This window comes from Thermoanaerobacter sp. X514 (genome assembly GCF_000019065.1).
Classification (GTDB): domain Bacteria; phylum Bacillota; class Thermoanaerobacteria; order Thermoanaerobacterales; family Thermoanaerobacteraceae; genus Thermoanaerobacter; species Thermoanaerobacter pseudethanolicus.
Window position 1 is genome coordinate 1,715,927 of sequence record NC_010320.1, and the last position, 17,656, is coordinate 1,733,582.

Here is a 17,656-nt window from a genome sequence, read left to right on the forward strand (position 1 = left end):
TAACACCTTCTTATCACAATTGAGACTTAATTACTTTACATAAAATTTTTATTGTAATTTTTATTTATACCAATATTTGCTATCAACAATTCTATACTGTAATGCTTCTGCTACATGCTCAAACTTAATATTTTCTGCACCTTCTAAATCAGCAATTGTACGAGCTATTTTTAAAATTTTATTATATCCTCTTGCACTTAAATAAAACTTTTCGAAAGCCTCATTTAAAAATTTTTTAGTATCTTCATCAAGTTTGCAATATTTTTTCAGCATATTTCCTTTTAATTGAGAATTAAAGTATATACCAGTACCTTTATACCTTTTAAGTTGCATTTCTCGTGCTTTTATGACTCGTTCGCGAATTTCTTTGGAACTTTCCGATGGCGTTTCTTCTTCGAAATATTTATCTTTTTTAAGAGGTTTTACCTCCACATGTAAATCAATTCTATCTAACAAAGGTCCTGAAATCTTATTTTGGTATCTTCTTATTTCATTTACACTACAATGGCATTCGCGAGTATCATCGCCATAATAGCCACAAGGACAAGGATTCATAGCTAAAATCAAAATAAATTTGCACGGATAACTAAAACTACCATTTACACGAGTAATTGTAACCACTTCATCTTCTAATGGCTGCCTTAAAACTTCTATTGCATCTTTTTTAAATTCAGGAATCTCATCTAAAAATAACACTCCATAGTGGGCAAGGGATACTTCCCCAGGCTTAGGATATTTTCCTCCCCCAACTAAAGCAACTGTAGAGATAGTATGATGAGGAGCTCTAAAAGGTCGAGTAGTGATAAGAGGTGTACCTTTTGGAAGCAATCCTGCTATACTGTATATCTTGGTAACTTCTAAAGCCTCTTCAAAACTTAACTGAGGAAGAATAGTAGGAAAACGCCTTGCCAACATAGTTTTACCCGCTCCAGGAGGGCCAATCATTAGCACATTGTGGCCTCCGGCAGCGGCAATCTCAAGTACCCTTTTTGCATTTTCTTGTCCTTTTACTTCAGCAAAATCTACGTCGTATTCTACATTATCAAAAAAACTATTAATATCTAAAGTAAAAGATTCTATTTCCCTATCTCCATTTAAAAATTCAACCACTTCTTTTAAATTTTTCATAGGATATACTTTTATCCCCTCAACAACTGCCGCTTCATAAGCATTTTCATAAGGAACAACAATAGAGGATATACCTTTTTCCTTTGCCCCGATTACCATTGGCAGTATACCATTTACGCCTCTTAGGCTTCCGTCCAAAGAAAGTTCACCTACAAAGGCTATATCTTCCTTTTCCTCTTTTATCTCCTCTGTGCATTTTAAAATTCCTATTGCCAAAGGCAAATCAAAAGCAGTACCTTCTTTTTTAGTATCCGCTGGTGCTAAATTTACAGTAATTTTTTTGAGAGGAAATTCAAAGCCACTGTTTTTGATAGCAGACCTTACTCTGTCTCTTGCTTCCTTAACTTCTGTATCGCCCAAGCCCACAATATCAAAAGAAGGAATTCCTGTAGATAAATCTACCTCCACCTCTACCACATAGGCATTTATCCCTAAGACTGCCATACTTTTTACTTTAGAAAGCATAAAAATCAAATCCCCCTTATGGTCTTTCCAGAGAAATCCTCCCCAATTTCCCCTTTCGAAAATCCTCCAACAAAATATGAGAAGTTTTTAATGTATCTACTTCTCCCCTTGCAAGTAAACAACCTCTTTTTTTACCTATTTCTTTTAAAAGTTCAAAATCCTCATTTACTATTTTATCAATTTTATAGCGGGACATCAAATAATTGGGATAATACTTTTTTAAGATTGCTACTAAGTTTAATGCTATTTCTTCTATGTCCAATATTTCATCTTTTATAGCTCCAGTAATTGCTAACATAATTCCTACTTTTTTATCGTCAAATTTTGGCCAGAGTATGCCAGGAGTGTCCAAAAGGTCGAAATAAGGAGTTTTTATCCAATGCAAAGCCCTTGTCACCCCCGGCTTATCGCCAGTCTTTGCCCTTTTACTGCCGATTAATTTATTAATAAAAGTAGATTTACCAACATTTGGAACACCTACAATCATTCCTCTCAGCCTTGGAATCATTCCTTTTTGCTTTTTCTTCTCCAAAATATCTTGACAAACTTTGTTAGTTGCTTCATTTATCTCTTTAAGGCCAAATCCTGTAATTGAATTAACTTTTACCGCTTCTATTCCCTTTCCCTTGAAATATTCTATCCATAAATCCGTAATTACATCATCTGCTAAATCAGCTTTATTTAGGAGTATAAGTCTTTTTTTATTTTTTACAATATCATCAATATCTGGGTTTCTACTACTTTTAGGTATTCTCGCATCTACTATTTCGTATACTACATCTACTAACTTAAGGTTAGAAACTATCTCCTTTTTAGATTTTGCCATATGTCCAGGATACCACTGTATCATATCAATTCCTCCACATATTTAAAAAAGGGGTTTATAACCCCTTTTTACATTAATTCCTTTATCTTTGTAGCAGCTTTTCCTACTCTCTTTCTCAAATAATACAATTTTGCTCTTCTGACTTTACCTCTCCTTATAACCTCTATCTTTTCAATTCTTGGAGAGTGAAGTGGAAAAGTCCTTTCAACTCCAACGCCATAAGATACACGTCTTACAGTGAAAGTCTCTCTTAAACCTGATCCACTCTTTTTAATTACTATCCCTTCAAAAGGCTGAATTCTTTCCCTATCTCCTTCAATAACCTTATAATGTACCCTTATAGTATCTCCTACATTAAAAGGAGTTAAGTCTTTTCTCATCTGCTGACTTTCAACTGCTTTTATTAAGTCCATTATTTTTCCCTCCTTCCACCTTCTAAATGTCAAACCCTTTTTCTCTTAAAAACTTTTTATCTTCTTCAGTCAAAACAGCCTTTTTAAGCAAATCAGGCCGTTTTAAAAGAGTTATCTCTAAAGACTTTTGCCTTCGCCATTTAGCTATTTCGGCATGATTACCACTTAGTAAAATTTCTGGCACCTTCATACCTCTAAAAACTTCTGGCCTTGTATACTGTGGATATTCCAATAAATTATTAGCAAAGGATTCTTCTATAGCACTTTGAGAGTGTGAAAGTACTCCTTCAATAAGTCTTGTTACAGCGTCAATGATAGCCATGGCGGCTATCTCTCCGCCTGTCAATATAAAATCTCCTAAAGAAATTTCTTCATCAATGACAGAATAGACTCTTTCATCTATTCCTTCATAGTGGCCACACAAAAGGGCTATTCTTTCTAATTTAGACATCTTAACCGCCATTTCCTGATTAAAAATTTTACCTTTAGGACCAAGGTAATATACAGGGATATTTCCTTGACTTTTTACAAATTCAATTGCATCAAAGAGAGGCTGAGGCATCATCACCATTCCTGGCCCGCCTCCATAAGGATAATCATCTACTCTTTTGTGTTTATCCTTTGAAAAATCTCTTATATTTATCAAATTAACTTTTATTTTTCCTTTTTCAATAGCCCTTTTCAATATACTATAGGATAAAACACTATCAAACATTTCAGGAAATAGGGTTAAAACGTCAAAAATCATCATAGCCCCTCCAGAAGGTGGACCACCATTACTTTATTGTCAACATCAACTTTTTTAACCACTTCTTTTATAGCAGGAATTAGTATTTCCCTCTCCTCAGTTTTTATTACATACACATCATTTGCACCTGTCTTAAGTACCTCTACCAATGTACCCAGAAAACTTCCTTCTTCTGTATACACCTTCATCCCGACTAAATCTTTGATGAAATATTCATTTTCTTCTAACTCCAAAGCATTTTGAGAGTCAACTTTTAAAAAGGCCCCTTTTAATTTTTCTGCATCGCCTCTAGTATCAATTCCTTTTAATTTTACACAAACTCCTTTAGATATAATCTTGACATATTCAATGTCATATTTGTGGGGCCTTTGTTGGTCATCAAAAATCCATACATACTCAAGGTCATAAAACCTTTCGGGAACATTGGTAAGAGGATATACTTTAACTTCGCCCTTAATGCCATGGGCAGAAGTAACTTTTCCTACATTATAATAATCAGCCATACCACCACCTAAATTATCTCAACAATCACACGTTTCTTTTCTTTTAAGGCAGCAGCTTTAACCAACGTGCGAATTGCTTGAGCAATCCTTCCCTGTTTCCCAATTACTTTTCCCATATCTTCGGGAGCAACTTTAAGCTCTATGATAACAGATTGCTGTCCTTCAATTTCATTGACTTCTACAGCATCAGGATTGTCAACTAACGCCTTGGCTATAGTTTTAACCAATTCTCCCATTATTACACCTCCTCACAAGAGAGGATTATTGAGATACACTATTGCCAATTATACCTTCTTTTTTAAACAGTGACTTTACAGTATCTGAAGGTTGGGCACCAACACTAAGCCACTTTTTAGCCTTTTCAACATCTATTTTTATTTCAGCAGGCTGGGCTATAGGATTGTAATATCCTATCTCATCAATAAACCTTCCATCTCTTGGTGATCTTGAATCTGCTACTACTATCCTGTAAAAAGGTCTTTTCTTAGCCCCAAACCTTTTTAATCTTATTCTGACTGCCACTTTCTCACCTCCTTCAAAAGTTGCCCACCTTCCGATATCATCTAAAGAAAGGCAGCCTCATTTTACCTTTCTTTAGGTCTTTGTCAATATCAGCAAATTTCTTCATCATCTTTTTAGTTTCTTCAAACTGTTTTAAGAGGCTATTTACCTGTTGGATGGTGGTACCGCTGCCTTTGGCAATTCTTTTCTTTCTACTGCCATTTATAATAGAAGGGTTTTGCCTTTCTTCTTTAGTCATAGATTGAATAATGGCTTCTATCCTCTTTAAGTCTTTTTCTGAAAAGTCCACATTTTTAAGCATGTTTTTGTTCATTCCAGGGATCATACTGAGAAGTTGGTCTAAAGGCCCCATATTTTTAAGACTCTGCAATTGTTCTAAGAAATCTTCCAGTGTAAACTGTTTTGTTAAAAGCTTTTGCCCTAGCTCTTGTGCCTTTTTCTCATCAATTGCTGCTTGGGCCTTTTCAATTAAAGTCAAAACATCTCCCATTCCCAAAATACGAGAGGCCATTCTATCAGGATAAAAGGGCTCTAAGTCTGTTAGTTTTTCACCTGTTCCAATGTATTTTATAGGTTTTTGTGTAACAGCCTTAATAGAAAGAGCTGCTCCACCCCTCGTATCTCCATCCAATTTTGTCAATATAACTCCTGTTATATCTAACCTTGCATTAAAGGAAGACGCTACGTTTACTGCGTCTTGACCTGTCATCGCATCTACTACTAACAAAATCTCATCTGGTTGTACAGCTTTTTTTATATTTACAAGTTCCTCCATTAATTCTTCATCTACGTGAAGCCTACCCGCAGTATCTATGATAATTACGTCAGAGTTATGAGACTTTGCATAATCAATAGAAGCTTTTGCAATATCAACAGGGTTTACTTTGTCCCCCATTGTAAAAACTGGTACATTTACATTAGCTCCTACAACCTGTAACTGCTTTATCGCAGCCGGTCTGACGACGTCACAGGCTACTAGTAGGGGATTTTTTCCCTGCTTCTTTAACAAGTTTGCCAATTTCCCACAAGCAGTGGTCTTTCCAGAACCTTGAAGTCCAACCATCATTATAACTGCAGGAACTTTATTCCCTATATTTAACCGGCTTTGAGTAGACCCCATAAGGGCTATAAGCTCATCATTGACTATCTTTATCACCTGTTGCCCCGGGGTCAGGCTTTCCATCACTTCTTGTCCTAAAGCTTTTTCTGTAACAGAGTTTATAAAGTCTTTTACTACCTTAAAGTTGACATCCGCTTCTAAGAGGGCAACTTTTACTTCCCTCATAGCTTCTTTTATATCTTTTTCTGTGAGTTTTCCTTTTCCTCTTAACTTTTTAAAGATTTCCTGCAGCCTTTCAGATAGGCTTTCAAAAGCCATTAAAATTTACCTCCTACAGATTTAGCTCTTCTATTTCACGAGCTATCTCCTCAATAATTTTTAAAATTTCTGGGTCTCTTTCTCTTTCCCGTATTATTTCAATGCCCTTTTTTATCTTATCCAGTTTATTCATTATTTCTTGATGTCTTTTTACCAACCCTAACTTTTCCTCAAAAAACTCTAACGAGCTTTCTGCTCTTTTTAAAGTGTCATAAACTCCCTGCCGTGAGATATCCAAAAGTTCGGAAATTTCTCCAAGAGAATAATCATTTAAATAGTACATCTCAAAAATTTCTCTTTGCTTATCTGTAAGCAAAGCACCATAAAAATCATACAAAAGAGTCATAAATAAAAAATCATCATCCACAAAAATCCCACCCGTTAAGGTCCTAACCTTTACATTAAGATTTTATATGAAGGGCTGCTTTTTGTCAAGCTGTGTTTTTTCATTTTTTTGCGATTTAATTTACTGAAAAATAGCAGAAACGAAAGATTTTGCATCAAAAGCTTGCAAATCCTCTATTCCTTCCCCAATTCCTATATATCTTATAGGTACATTTAATTCTGATTTTATAGCTACAACAATTCCACCTTTTGCCGTTCCATCTAATTTGGTAAGTACAATACCGGTTATATCAGAAACTTCTTTAAATATTTTCGCCTGTTGAAGAGCATTTTGACCAGTTGTAGCATCTAAAACTAAAAAGGTTTCAACCCTCGCTTCAGGATATTCCCTATCTATAACTTTGCGAATTTTCCTCAATTCCTCCATCAGATTCTTTTTATTGTGGAGTCTACCTGCAGTATCACAAATAAGTATATCTATTCCCCTTGCTTTTGAGGCTTGAATGCCATCAAAAATAACAGAAGCTGGATCTGAGCCTTCTTGGTGTTTGATAATTGGACAGTTAACTCTCTCTGCCCATATTTCTAACTGGTCAATAGCTGCAGCTCTAAAAGTATCACCTGCTGCTAGCATAACTTTTTTGCCTTCTTTTTTGTACAAATAAGCTAATTTTCCAATTGTAGTAGTCTTTCCTACTCCATTTACCCCAACGTTCAATATCACCATAGGAGAAGTCAAGGTAAAAGGTTCTACATCCTTTTGCAAAATTTCATAAACTTCTTCAGCTAAAAGTTCTTTTATTTGAGATGCATCATAAATCTTTCTTTCTTTTGCCTTTTGACGTATTCCTTCTATAATCTTAGAAGTAGTACTAATACCTATATCAGCTAAAATTAAAATCTCTTCTAATTCTTCCAAAAGTTCTTCGTCAATTTTTCTACCTATTGTAACAATACTATCTATTTTAGAAGTCAAATTTTCTCTTGTTTTTAAAAGTCCTTCTTTAATCTTTTGAAAAAAACCTTTTTTTTCTTCAGCAGTTTCGGATTCTTTTTTAGATTTGTCAAAAAAATTAAGCATGTTTTACCAAGCCTCCTATTTTGTCGTCAGTATTTAGTTTAAGGGATAACAATTTGGAAACTCCTTTTTCTTGCATTGTTACACCGTATATCGCATCTGCCACCATCATTGTCCCTTTTCTGTGGCTTACAACTATAAACTGAGTATCTCTTGACAATTCTTTCAGAAACTCAGCAAATCTCTCCACATTTGCATCATCTAATGCTGCATCTATCTCATCCAATATACAAAAAGGAGTAGGTTTTATAATTAGCATTGCAAATAAAAGGGAAATAGCAACTAATGCCTTTTCTCCTCCTGAAAGAAGAGAAAGGGTTTGCAATTTCTTTCCTGGGGGCTGTGCTTTAATTTCTATACCTGTTTCTAAAAGATTGTCTTCATCAGTAAGTATTAACTCTGCATTACCCCCTCCAAAAAGTCGCCTAAACGTCTCCTTAAATTGAATCTGTAGGATTTCAAAACCATCTTTAAATTTTGTTTTGATAATTTTATTTGCTTCTTCGATTACAGAAATCAAAGATTCCTTTGCCTTTATAATATCTTCCATCTGAGATTTTAAAAAATCATACCTTTCCTTTACCTCTTTATATTCTTCAATAGCATCTATATTCACATTACCTAATCCTTTTATAGCCTTTGCCAAATGATCTGCTCTTTGTCTTAATTTTGAAATCTCGCCTTCTTCAGCTTCTTCAAAAGCTCTGTCTAAGGTCAATTCATATTCTTCCCAAAGCCTATTTTTGATATTGTCAATCTCTATCTGGAATCTTTGCATTTCCATTTCTACCTTATGAAATTCTTCATTAATATTAGTAAATTCTTGTTGTAAAATCGAAAATTTTTCTTTACGCTTTTGTAAATCCTCTTCTTCTTGGAAAATATTATCTTCTAAAGAAGAAATATCTTTTTGAATTTTTTTTACTTCTTGTTGTAATTTATATATTTCTCCTTGCAACTTTTCCCTATCTAAACTCAAATTGACCTTTAAGCTTTCTATTTCTTTAATATTCTTTTCCTTCTCTACTATATTGTTTTTTTCTCTATCAAATTCTTGCCGTTTATCTTTTAAGTTATGAAGTTCATTCTGGAGCTTTTGTTCGATTTTAGCGATTTCAATCTTCAAAGCAGTGATTTCTTTATCTAAAATTGCTAAATTTTCCTCTCCTTTATTGTTTTTTTCTTTAAAGCCATTGATCAAAGCATCCAATCGTTCTTTTTCTTTTTCTAAGCTTTCTAACTCTTTTAAAAACCGGTCAATTTCTTGTTGATAATTTCTAACATTTTCCTTTAATTCATCAATTTCTAAAGTATAATTTTCTAGTTGATTTAATAAATTTCCTATTTCTTTTTCTAATGAAATCCTCCTTTGCTCATTAGAAGTTATATTGTAGCTAATATCAAAAATTTCTTTGTTCAATAATTCTATTTGCTCCTCTTCATGAATTTTATCATTTATTTTTTGCCCAATTTCTTCCCCCAATATTTCTTGTTGATTTTTTAAACTATCAATATCTTTTTTCAGTTTAGTTATCTCTTCTTTTCTTTTAAAGATGCTTTGAAGTTTAGGTTTTAAACTGCCACCGGTTATTGCACCCCCTGGATTTATAACTTCTCCTTCTAATGTTACAATTTTATAAGCTTGATTATATTTTTTAGATAACCTCACTGCATTTTCAATGGTATCTACTATAATAACACGGCCTAACAAAAAATTAAAAATTTCTTCTAAATTATCGTTATACTTTATTAGCTTAGAAGCAACTCCAATTACGCCTTTCTCAGTCAAAATATTGCTTTCCTGTTGAGAAAGACCCCTCCCACGGATTAAATCAAGAGGCAAAAAAGTAGCTCTTCCTAAATCTTTTTGTTTTAACCTTTCAATTATTTCCGCTACTCCCTCAGAAGATTTTATAACTATATTCTGTATACTTGAGCCTAATGCTACCTCAATTGCTGTGCTATAAGTATTTTCAACCTCTAAAAGTTCCCCCACTACTCCTATTATGTTTTCTTTAAAAGAAGGAATATTTTCAGAGAGTTTTAACAAGTTCCGCACAGTTCCACTATAGCCTTCGTAATTTTTATCCATTTCCTCTAAAATAGAAAGTCGTGACCTTTTTCTCTCAATTTCTTCTTTAATAACTTTTAAAGTATCTTCCTTCAAAATCAGCTCATTATCAATTTTTTGTAAAGCTTGCTGTTTAGTAATCCTTTGCTGATTCTTTTTATCCAGTTCTTTTTGTAAAATTTGTAATTCTTCAACAATTTTATTTTTTTCTTTATCCAAAATTTCTATTCGATTTTGAATTTCCTCTATATGCTTTTTTAAATTTTGCTGCCTACTTATTGCCTCTTCCTTTAGAGAATTGTTCAAAGACAATTTTCCTTTCACATCTGCTATGCTATTTAAAATTTCAATTATATCTTCCTTAGCTTTTTCAACTTCTTCTATCTTATCTTTTTGCTGCTTTTGTAAACTTATATATTCTTCCTGAAATTGTTTTAATTTCTCTTCTAATTCTTTTTTGTTAACATGTAAAAGGGCTACATTAGACTCTACCCTTTTAAGTTCTTCCCTCAAAATTTCCTCACGTTTTGCAATTTTTTCTAACTCCTCCCTGTAAAGTCGAGAGGTTTCTTCTAAATTTCTAAGCTTCTCTATTATTAATTCCCTTTTTCCTGAGACTATCTCTATCTCTCTTAACTTATTGTGATATTCCTCTTTTTCACTGTCCAATTGCTGTTTTAAGTCATGAATTTCTTTTTCTTTATATAACAAATTCTCCTCTTGATTGATTTTATGTATTTTTTTTACATCTAATTGATTTTTTAAGTTCTCATATTTTCCTTTTAAAGCATCGTACTGATTCATAGACCTCTTTGCTAATTGAATATATAAACTTATATCTACTTTTCTTTTTTCCTGATGAAGTTTTAAAAACTCTTCTGCCTTGCTTTTTTGCGTTTCCAAAGTAGTAAGCTGCTTCTCTAATTCTACAACTATATCGTTTAAACGAAGTAGATTATCATTAGCTGCTGTGAGTTTCCTTTCTGCTTCTTCTTTTTTATATCTGTACTTTGAAATACCTATTGCTTCCTCAAAAATTTGTCTTCTATCTTCTGGTTTCGCAGATAGGATTTCGTCTATTCTACCTTGTCCTATTATTGAATAGCCTTCTTTTCCTACTCCTGTATCTAAAAAAAGCTCGTATATGTCCTTAAGACGGCAAGGAGTTTTATTTATAAAAAACTCACTTTCGCCAGATCTAAAAATTTTTCTGGTAATAACTACTTCTGTATAATCAAAAGGAAGATAACCATCGGAATTATCAAGGGTGAGATTTATTTCACAAAAACCTAAAGGTTTTCTATTCTCGCTACCTGCAAAAATTACATCCTCTAACTTAGAACCTCTTAAACTTTTGATACTTTGTTCTCCCAGAACTAATCTAATAGCGTCAGAAATATTACTTTTGCCACTTCCATTTGGACCTACAATTGCTGTTACACCTTTTTCAAAATTAAGAGTTACTTTGTCTGCAAAAGACTTAAAGCCTTGAAGTTCAAGTTTCTTAAGGTACATACCACCACTCCTTATGCACCTTCCATTTTACCACATCTACATTTAAATTTCATCTTCATTTTTTCGTATTTCTTCTACAATCTCCTCTATTTCTTCCTTATAAAAAGAAGGTGCTAATATCTCTCCCCATCCTGTTACCATTTGAAACAATCCATCATAAGCCGTATCATGATAACTTCTTATAAAATGTGGTATCCCCTTTTCTTTTAAAATGCCTTCTATCAATTTCGCTTCTATTTCATTTTCTAACACTAAAATTTTAACGAAGCCTTCCATCAAAATCACCTCTATATAAAAATAAAACCTGCTAAAAAGCAGGTTTAGATTATCTTGGTTCTACAATAAATTTTATTGCTGTCCTCATTTCGCCGTCTATCTCAATCTCTGAAAAGGCAGGAATCGCAATTAAGTCTATGCCATTTGGCGCCACAAACCCCCTTGCTATTGCAATAGCCTTAACCGCTTGATTTACTGCACCTGCCCCAACCGCCTGAATTTCTGCTGAAGATTTTTCTCTTAAGACGGCTGCTAATGCACCTGCTACAGACTTAGGTTTAGATTTAGCTGATACTTTTAGAACCTCCACTGTAAAATAACCTCCTTCATACATTATTGTGAAAATGAATACATTTGATATATATTTATATATTCGATAAAAAACCAATATTTCCTTCTTTTTTATAAAATTTTTTTAAAAATTATTTTTTATAAAATCGGTTATAGAAATACGCATAATCTTTTTATCAGTACAAACAACTATTTTGTCGTCAGTCAGACTATTTAATATTTTAAATTCCATTTTTACGTTGTATTTTTTTTCTAAAAACAACTTGTTGAATTTTTTTTGCCCTATAATTGTGGAAATCCGCCTTTCATTAGAAAAAATTGTAACCTTTGTGTTCCTTATATTTTTATCCTCAAATACCCTTATGAGAATGTCAAGAATAACACTTGACTCAACTAATTGTCCCATCGCAGGATGAAAAGGACCTGCTACTACATCTTTATTGTAATTAATATTTTCTGTCGTTTGAAGTCCAATACGAATGACGTCAATATTATTCTTAATAAAAATTATATACATTTTCTTTGAGATTTCAACAGCCTCTTGCAACGTTAGAGGGAAAAATCTTCCTTCTTTATACATTCTTTCAAGATAAGTATTTTTAATCACCAAAGTAGGATAAATCCTCACAAAATCAGGTTTCAACTCCACAATCTTATAAGCGGTATTTAAAGATTTCTCTAAGTTATCTCCAGGTAGTCCTATCATTATTTGTAATCCTAATTTAAAGTCATACTGTCGAATTAGATTCACAGTTTTTACGACATCCTCACTTGTATGACCTCTTCTACTTTTTAAAAGCACTTCTTCATCCATTGACTGTACTCCAAGTTCTATTATTGAAACTTTGTATCTCTTAAGATTTTGTAAAATCTCGGTGTCTATATAATCAGGACGAGTAGACAAACGAATAGCATCTATTTTGCCTTTGTCCAAATATTCTTTCGCAATTCCCAAGTAGAGATTTTGCTTATCCTGTGGTATTCCTGTAAAACTTCCACCAAAAAAAGATACCTCTATTTCTGCATTACTTGGAAGAGTTTTTAAATGGGTTTCTATGGTTTGCCTTACGTATTCTTCTGTTATCTCCTGTTGTTGGCCTGTTATTGAATTTTGATTGCAAAAAACACACTTAAAAGGACAACCTAAATGGGGTATAAAAAGTGGTATTATATACATCTTTTTTTTCATTTCAATATCCCCAATTTAATCAATGCTTCCATAGCCGCAGCTTGCTCAGCTTCTTTTTTACTTTTACCATAACCCTTTCCTAATATTACATCTCCAATCCGCACTTGGGTTACAAAAGTTTTATTATGGTCAGGGCCCATTTCCTCTATTAGCTCATAGATAATTTTCCCTATTTCCATGCTTTGAACAACTTCTTGCAGTTTTGTTTTATAGTCGCGATAAATAAGCCCTTCCAAAACTTCTTCAATGATATTTTTGAACAATTCTAAAATTACATTGCGAACAACTTCTAACCCTCCATCCAGATATACAGCAGCCAGTATCGCTTCCATAGCATCTGCAAGAATAGAATCCCTTTCTCTTCCTCCAGTCAGTTCTTCTCCTTTGCCAATGCGCAAAAAGTTGCCTAATTCTATTTCTCTTGCACATCTAGCAAGGGAGGGCTCACAAACTATTTCAGCTCTATATTTAGAAAGAGAACCTTCTTCTAAATCTTTTCTATTCTTGTACAAATACTCGCTTATTACAAGGCTTAGAACAGAATCTCCCAAAAACTCCAATCTTTCATTGCTAATCTTGCTATTTTTACCTTCGTGAGCCCATGAACTGTGAGTTAAAGCCTCTATAAGCAAATTTTTATCTTTAAAACTATAATTTATTCTCTCCTCTAATTCAGACAAATTTTCTCTTTTCACTTCCATACCTCTTTTAAAATTTTTTAAAAAGTAATGTCCCATTATGTCCTCCAAAGCCAAAGGAATTAGAAATCGCATAATTTACTTCTTTTTCTATAGCCTTGTTAGGCACATAATTCAAATCGCACTCTGGATCAGGAGTTTCGTAATTAATAGTAGGAGGTATAATGCCATTTTTTATAGTCAAAACAGTAGCAACAGCTTCTATCGCCCCTGCTGCTCCTAATAAATGGCCTACCATAGACTTGATAGAACTTACATAGAGTTTATACGCATGGTCTTTAAAGACCTTCTTTATAGCCATTGTTTCAAATTTGTCGTTATATTCAGTGGAAGTTCCATGAGCATTGATATAATCTATCATGTCAAAACTTACTTTTCCGTCCTTTAAAGCTGCTTCCATTGCACGAGCAGCTCCTTCTCCTTCTGGCGCAGGAGCAGTTATGTGGTAAGCATCATCTGTAGCACCATAACCTATTATCTCTGCATAAATTTTAGCTCCTCTTTTTTGTGCATGTTCTAAAGATTCTAAAATTAAGCTTGCAGACCCTTCTCCCATTACAAAACCATCTCTATTTAAGTCAAAAGGACGGGAGGCTTTTTTAGGGTCCTCATTTGTGGACATAGCTTTCATTGCACAAAAGCCTGCAAAAGACATAGGAGTTATAGCGGCTTCAGTACCACCTGTAACTATAAGGTCTGCATCTCCCCGTTGAATAGCTTTAAAAGCTTCTCCTATAGCATTAGTACTGGAAGCACAGGCATTTACTATAGTCTCGTTTATCCCTTTTAGCCCAAAAGTTATTGCAATTTGACCTGCTGCCATATTTGCTATCATCATAGGGATGAAAAAGGGACTTACTTTTCCGGGACCTTTTTCATGCATAATTTTCAACTGATTCTCAAAAGTTTCAATTCCTCCTATGCCTGTACCGTAAATGACCCCAAACCTGTTTAAATCAACTTTAGAAAGGTCAATTTGTGAATCCTCTAATGCCAACTTCGCGCTGGCAACAGCAAACTGGATGAACCTATCCATTCTTCTTGCTTCTTTTTTGTCTATGTATAAAGTGGGTTCAAAATCTTTTACTTCTGCTGCTACCTTAGTAGGAAACTCAGACACGTCAAATTTGGTAACAGTGTCTATTCCAGACTCACCATTTATTAAAGAATTCCAAAATTTTTCTACAGTATTACCTAAAGGTGTAATGACTCCTACTCCCGTTACAACTACTCTGTTCATCGGTTAAAACCTCCAAAATAGAGTAAAATTTTATATTGCATAAAGTCCCGCAACGCGGGACCTCAATTATTCAAGATTGCTTAAGTATTCTACTACATCACCTACCGTTTTAATCTTTTCAGCATCTTCATCAGGAATTTCAATATCAAACTCTTCTTCCAGAGCCATTATGAGCTCTACTATGTCCAAAGAGTCTGCTCCTAAATCATCTATAAAAGATGACTCCATCGTTATTTCCTCTGGATCAATGCCGAGTTGTTCGGCTATTATGTCCCTTACTTTTTCAAAAATCATACCTTCTTCACCTCCTCTCAAAAATTATACATTATGATAATATTACATAACCATTCCTCCGTCAACATTTATTACTTGCCCAGTAATGTAATCTGAAGCGGGACTCGCCAAAAAAGCAACTAATTCAGCTACATCCTCCGGTTTTCCAGCTCTTTTCAAAGGAATGCTCCTTAACATATTTTCTTTTATTTCATCTTTTAACACACTTGTCATATCTGTTTCAATAAAGCCAGGAGCTACAGCATTTACTGTTATTCCCCTACTCGCTAACTCTTTTGCAACAGATTTAGTAAGTCCTATCACTCCTGCTTTAGAAGCAGCATAATTAGCTTGACCTGCATTTCCCATTATTCCCACAACAGATGTAATATTTATTATTTTCCCTTTTCTCTTTTTTATCATATACTTTGAGGCAAATTTTATTACATTAAATGTACCTTTTAAATTTACATCTATTACTTGGTCCCACTCGCTTTCATCCATCTTCAAAATTAAATTATCCTTTGTAATTCCCGCATTATTTACTACCACATCTATACTACCAAATTCTTCTACAATTTTATCTATCGCTTTTTCCACCTCATCGTATTTAGAGACATCACATTTGACAGCCATTGCCTCTACTCCATACTCTTTTGCTTCTTTTACAACCTCTTCAGCACTTTTATCGCTTTTTGAATAGTTGACAACAATATTAAATCCATCTTTTGCTAAACGTACAGCAATAGCACGTCCTATTCCTCTTGACCCACCGGTTATAAAAGCAGTTTTTCTTTCAGTTTCCATACTTATCCCTCCAAAGCAGAGAGAGTCTTTAAAAGAGACTCCTCATCTTCAAAATTATAGGCAGCTTTGGTTCTGTCAATCTTTTTAACAAAACCTGTAAGAGTCTTTCCTGGACCTATTTCAACAAAAGTATCTACTCCATCTTCAATCATTCTTTTTACAGATTGTTCCCATAGCACAGGATGACTCACCTGTTTTATGAGCAAATCTTTAACTTCTTCCCTTGTAACATAGTTAGCTGTTACATTTGATATTACAGGAATTTTTAACTCTTTTATTTCTATTTTTTCTAGATCCTTTTCCAAAAGTTCTCCTGCTTTTTTTAGCATGCTGCAGTGGAAAGGAGCACTTACTGCCAATACTACTGCTCTTTTTGCACCTTTTTCTTTGGCTAGCTCGACAGCTTTTTCCACAGCTTTTACTTCTCCAGATATAACTAATTGTCCAGGGCAGTTATAATTAGCAGGTTCTACTATTCCAACTTGTGATGCAATACGACATATCTCTTCTACTGCTTCATTTTCAAGTCCCAGTATTGCTGCCATAGTACCCACTCCTTGGGGTACTACTTCTTGCATATACTTTCCTCTGTTTTTCACTAAACGAACCGCATCTTCAAAATCTAAAGCTTCAGCCAATACTAAAGAGGAATACTCTCCTAAGCTCAATCCTGCAGTAACCTCAGCCTTTATTCCTCTCTTTTGCAAAACCTTTGTTAAAGCAACAGAAACCGTTAAAATGGCCGGCTGAGTATTTTCTGTTTTCATAAGTTCTTCTTCTGGTCCTTCAAAACAAAGTTTAGATATGCTAAACCCTAAAGCTTCATCTGCTCTTTCAAAAATTTCTCTTGCCTCTTGGTATTTTTGGTATATTTCTTTGCCCATTCCAGCATATTGGGCACCTTGCCCGGGGTAAATAAAAGCTACTTTCATTTTTTCACCTCATTTTATTCAAATTGTCAATTACTTCCTCTGCTTGTTTTATTATGTCCTCTATTATTTCTTTAACAGGTTTAATATCATTTATAAGTCCTGCAATTTGCCCTGCCATAACAGACCCGTATTCTACATCACCGTCTACTACTGCTGCTCTTAATTTTCCTTCTCCTAATTTTTCTAATTGTTCCTTAGGAGCACCCATTTGTTCTAACTTTTCAAATTCTCTTGTCAGTTTGTTTTTTAATGACCTGACTGGATGACCTGTGCTTCTCCCTGTAACCACAGCATCTCTGTCTTTTGCCTTTAAAATATATTCTTTGTAACGAGGATGAGCAGTACATTCAGTAGAGCATACAAACCGAGTTCCCATTTGAACTCCCGAAGCACCTAAGCAAAAAGCCGCAGCAAAACCCCGTCCATCAGCAATTCCTCCTGCAGCGATGACTGGAATTTTAACAGCATCTACTACTTGAGGTACCAACGCCAAAGTCGTCAATTCTCCAATATGACCTCCCGATTCTGTTCCTTCAGCAATAACAGCATCTACCCCAATGTCCTCCATTCTTTTTGCTAATGCTACTGAAGGCACAACAGGAATAACTTTAATACCCCGTTCTTTAAGTCTTTGTATGTACTTACCTGGATTCCCTGCTCCAGTAGTTATAACTTCTACTTTTTCTTCTAAAATAACCTCCATAACTTCATCAACAAAAGGAGACAAAAGCATTACATTGACGCCAAAAGGTTTATCAGTAAGTTCTCTTGCCTTCCGTATCTGTTCCCTTACAAAACTGGCAGGTGCATTACCTGCTCCTATTATTCCTAAACCTCCTGCATTTGACACTGCAGCAGCTAGTTCTGCAGTTGCGACCCATGCCATTCCACCCTGAAATATTGGATATTTTATATTGAGCATTTCTACTATTTTCGTTTTAAACATATTTTTCACCCC

General features: G+C 34.2%; 20 protein-coding genes. All 20 read right to left on the bottom strand.

Annotated elements, in window-relative coordinates:
* Positions 1-60: 60 nt before the first annotated feature.
* On the bottom strand, positions 61-1,593 hold the full coding sequence (locus TETH514_RS08590) for a YifB family Mg chelatase-like AAA ATPase (RefSeq protein WP_009052424.1): 1,533 nt from the start codon (positions 1,591-1,593) through the stop codon (positions 61-63).
* A gap of 16 nt (positions 1,594-1,609) precedes the next feature.
* Positions 1,610-2,443 (bottom strand): ribosome biogenesis GTPase YlqF, encoded by an 834-nt coding sequence (gene ylqF / locus TETH514_RS08595; protein WP_009052425.1) that lies wholly within the window; start codon positions 2,441-2,443, stop codon positions 1,610-1,612.
* A 44-nt stretch (positions 2,444-2,487) separates the two neighbouring features.
* Positions 2,488-2,832 (bottom strand): 50S ribosomal protein L19, encoded by a 345-nt coding sequence (rplS, locus tag TETH514_RS08600; RefSeq protein WP_003866683.1) that lies wholly within the window; start codon positions 2,830-2,832, stop codon positions 2,488-2,490.
* A gap of 22 nt (positions 2,833-2,854) precedes the next feature.
* Complete coding sequence (gene trmD, locus TETH514_RS08605; protein ID WP_009052426.1) at positions 2,855-3,580, bottom strand: tRNA (guanosine(37)-N1)-methyltransferase TrmD; 726 nt, start codon at positions 3,578-3,580, stop codon at positions 2,855-2,857.
* Positions 3,580-4,083, bottom strand: a complete 504-nt coding sequence (gene rimM / locus TETH514_RS08610) for a ribosome maturation factor RimM (protein WP_003866681.1) — start codon at positions 4,081-4,083, stop codon at positions 3,580-3,582. The genes trmD and rimM overlap by 1 nt, the downstream gene beginning before the upstream one ends.
* 8 nt (positions 4,084-4,091) lie before the next feature.
* Entirely contained in the window at positions 4,092-4,319 is a 228-nt protein-coding gene (locus TETH514_RS08615; RefSeq protein WP_003866680.1) for a KH domain-containing protein, read from the bottom strand.
* A gap of 25 nt (positions 4,320-4,344) precedes the next feature.
* Positions 4,345-4,605 carry a 30S ribosomal protein S16 gene (rpsP, locus tag TETH514_RS08620; RefSeq protein WP_009052427.1) on the bottom strand — a complete coding sequence of 87 codons (261 nt, stop codon included), beginning with the start codon at positions 4,603-4,605 and terminating at the stop codon, positions 4,345-4,347.
* Positions 4,606-4,642: 37 nt separating this feature from the next.
* Positions 4,643-5,983, bottom strand: coding sequence for a signal recognition particle protein (gene ffh / locus TETH514_RS08625; RefSeq protein ID WP_003866678.1), 1,341 nt, complete (start codon positions 5,981-5,983; stop codon positions 4,643-4,645).
* A gap of 13 nt (positions 5,984-5,996) precedes the next feature.
* Entirely contained in the window at positions 5,997-6,350 is a 354-nt protein-coding gene (locus tag TETH514_RS08630) for a putative DNA-binding protein (protein ID WP_003866677.1), read from the bottom strand.
* 99 nt (positions 6,351-6,449) lie between these two features.
* The gene (gene ftsY / locus TETH514_RS08635) at positions 6,450-7,409 is read right to left on the bottom strand and encodes a signal recognition particle-docking protein FtsY (RefSeq protein WP_009052428.1); all 960 of its coding nucleotides are present in this window, start codon (positions 7,407-7,409) and stop codon (positions 6,450-6,452) included.
* The gene (gene smc, locus TETH514_RS08640; RefSeq protein WP_009052429.1) at positions 7,402-10,992 is read right to left on the bottom strand and encodes a chromosome segregation protein SMC; all 3,591 of its coding nucleotides are present in this window, start codon (positions 10,990-10,992) and stop codon (positions 7,402-7,404) included. The genes ftsY and smc overlap by 8 nt, the downstream gene beginning before the upstream one ends.
* 42 nt (positions 10,993-11,034) lie before the next feature.
* Positions 11,035-11,268: a DUF2007 domain-containing protein gene (locus TETH514_RS08645; RefSeq protein WP_003866673.1), complete on the bottom strand. Its 234-nt coding sequence runs from the start codon at positions 11,266-11,268 to the stop codon at positions 11,035-11,037.
* A 49-nt stretch (positions 11,269-11,317) separates the two neighbouring features.
* A complete protein-coding gene (locus tag TETH514_RS08650; RefSeq protein WP_003869192.1) occupies positions 11,318-11,578 on the bottom strand; it encodes a stage V sporulation protein S in 261 nt (86 codons plus the stop codon).
* A gap of 105 nt (positions 11,579-11,683) precedes the next feature.
* A complete protein-coding gene (locus TETH514_RS08655) occupies positions 11,684-12,748 on the bottom strand; it encodes an elongator complex protein 3 (protein ID WP_009052430.1) in 1,065 nt (354 codons plus the stop codon).
* The gene (rnc, locus tag TETH514_RS08660) at positions 12,745-13,485 is read right to left on the bottom strand and encodes a ribonuclease III (protein WP_003866670.1); all 741 of its coding nucleotides are present in this window, start codon (positions 13,483-13,485) and stop codon (positions 12,745-12,747) included. The genes TETH514_RS08655 and rnc overlap by 4 nt, the downstream gene beginning before the upstream one ends.
* Positions 13,457-14,686, bottom strand: coding sequence for a beta-ketoacyl-ACP synthase II (fabF, locus tag TETH514_RS08665; RefSeq protein WP_003866669.1), 1,230 nt, complete (start codon positions 14,684-14,686; stop codon positions 13,457-13,459). The genes rnc and fabF overlap by 29 nt, the downstream gene beginning before the upstream one ends.
* A 66-nt stretch (positions 14,687-14,752) precedes the next feature.
* Positions 14,753-14,980, bottom strand: a complete 228-nt coding sequence (acpP, locus tag TETH514_RS08670; RefSeq protein WP_003866668.1) for an acyl carrier protein — start codon at positions 14,978-14,980, stop codon at positions 14,753-14,755.
* A gap of 42 nt (positions 14,981-15,022) precedes the next feature.
* The gene (fabG, locus tag TETH514_RS08675) at positions 15,023-15,766 is read right to left on the bottom strand and encodes a 3-oxoacyl-[acyl-carrier-protein] reductase (RefSeq protein WP_003866667.1); all 744 of its coding nucleotides are present in this window, start codon (positions 15,764-15,766) and stop codon (positions 15,023-15,025) included.
* 2 nt (positions 15,767-15,768) lie between these two features.
* Complete coding sequence (gene fabD / locus TETH514_RS08680; protein WP_009052431.1) at positions 15,769-16,698, bottom strand: ACP S-malonyltransferase; 930 nt, start codon at positions 16,696-16,698, stop codon at positions 15,769-15,771.
* A gap of 4 nt (positions 16,699-16,702) precedes the next feature.
* Entirely contained in the window at positions 16,703-17,644 is a 942-nt protein-coding gene (gene fabK / locus TETH514_RS08685) for an enoyl-[acyl-carrier-protein] reductase FabK (protein WP_012268728.1), read from the bottom strand.
* Between the last annotated feature and the right edge of the window lie 12 nt (positions 17,645-17,656).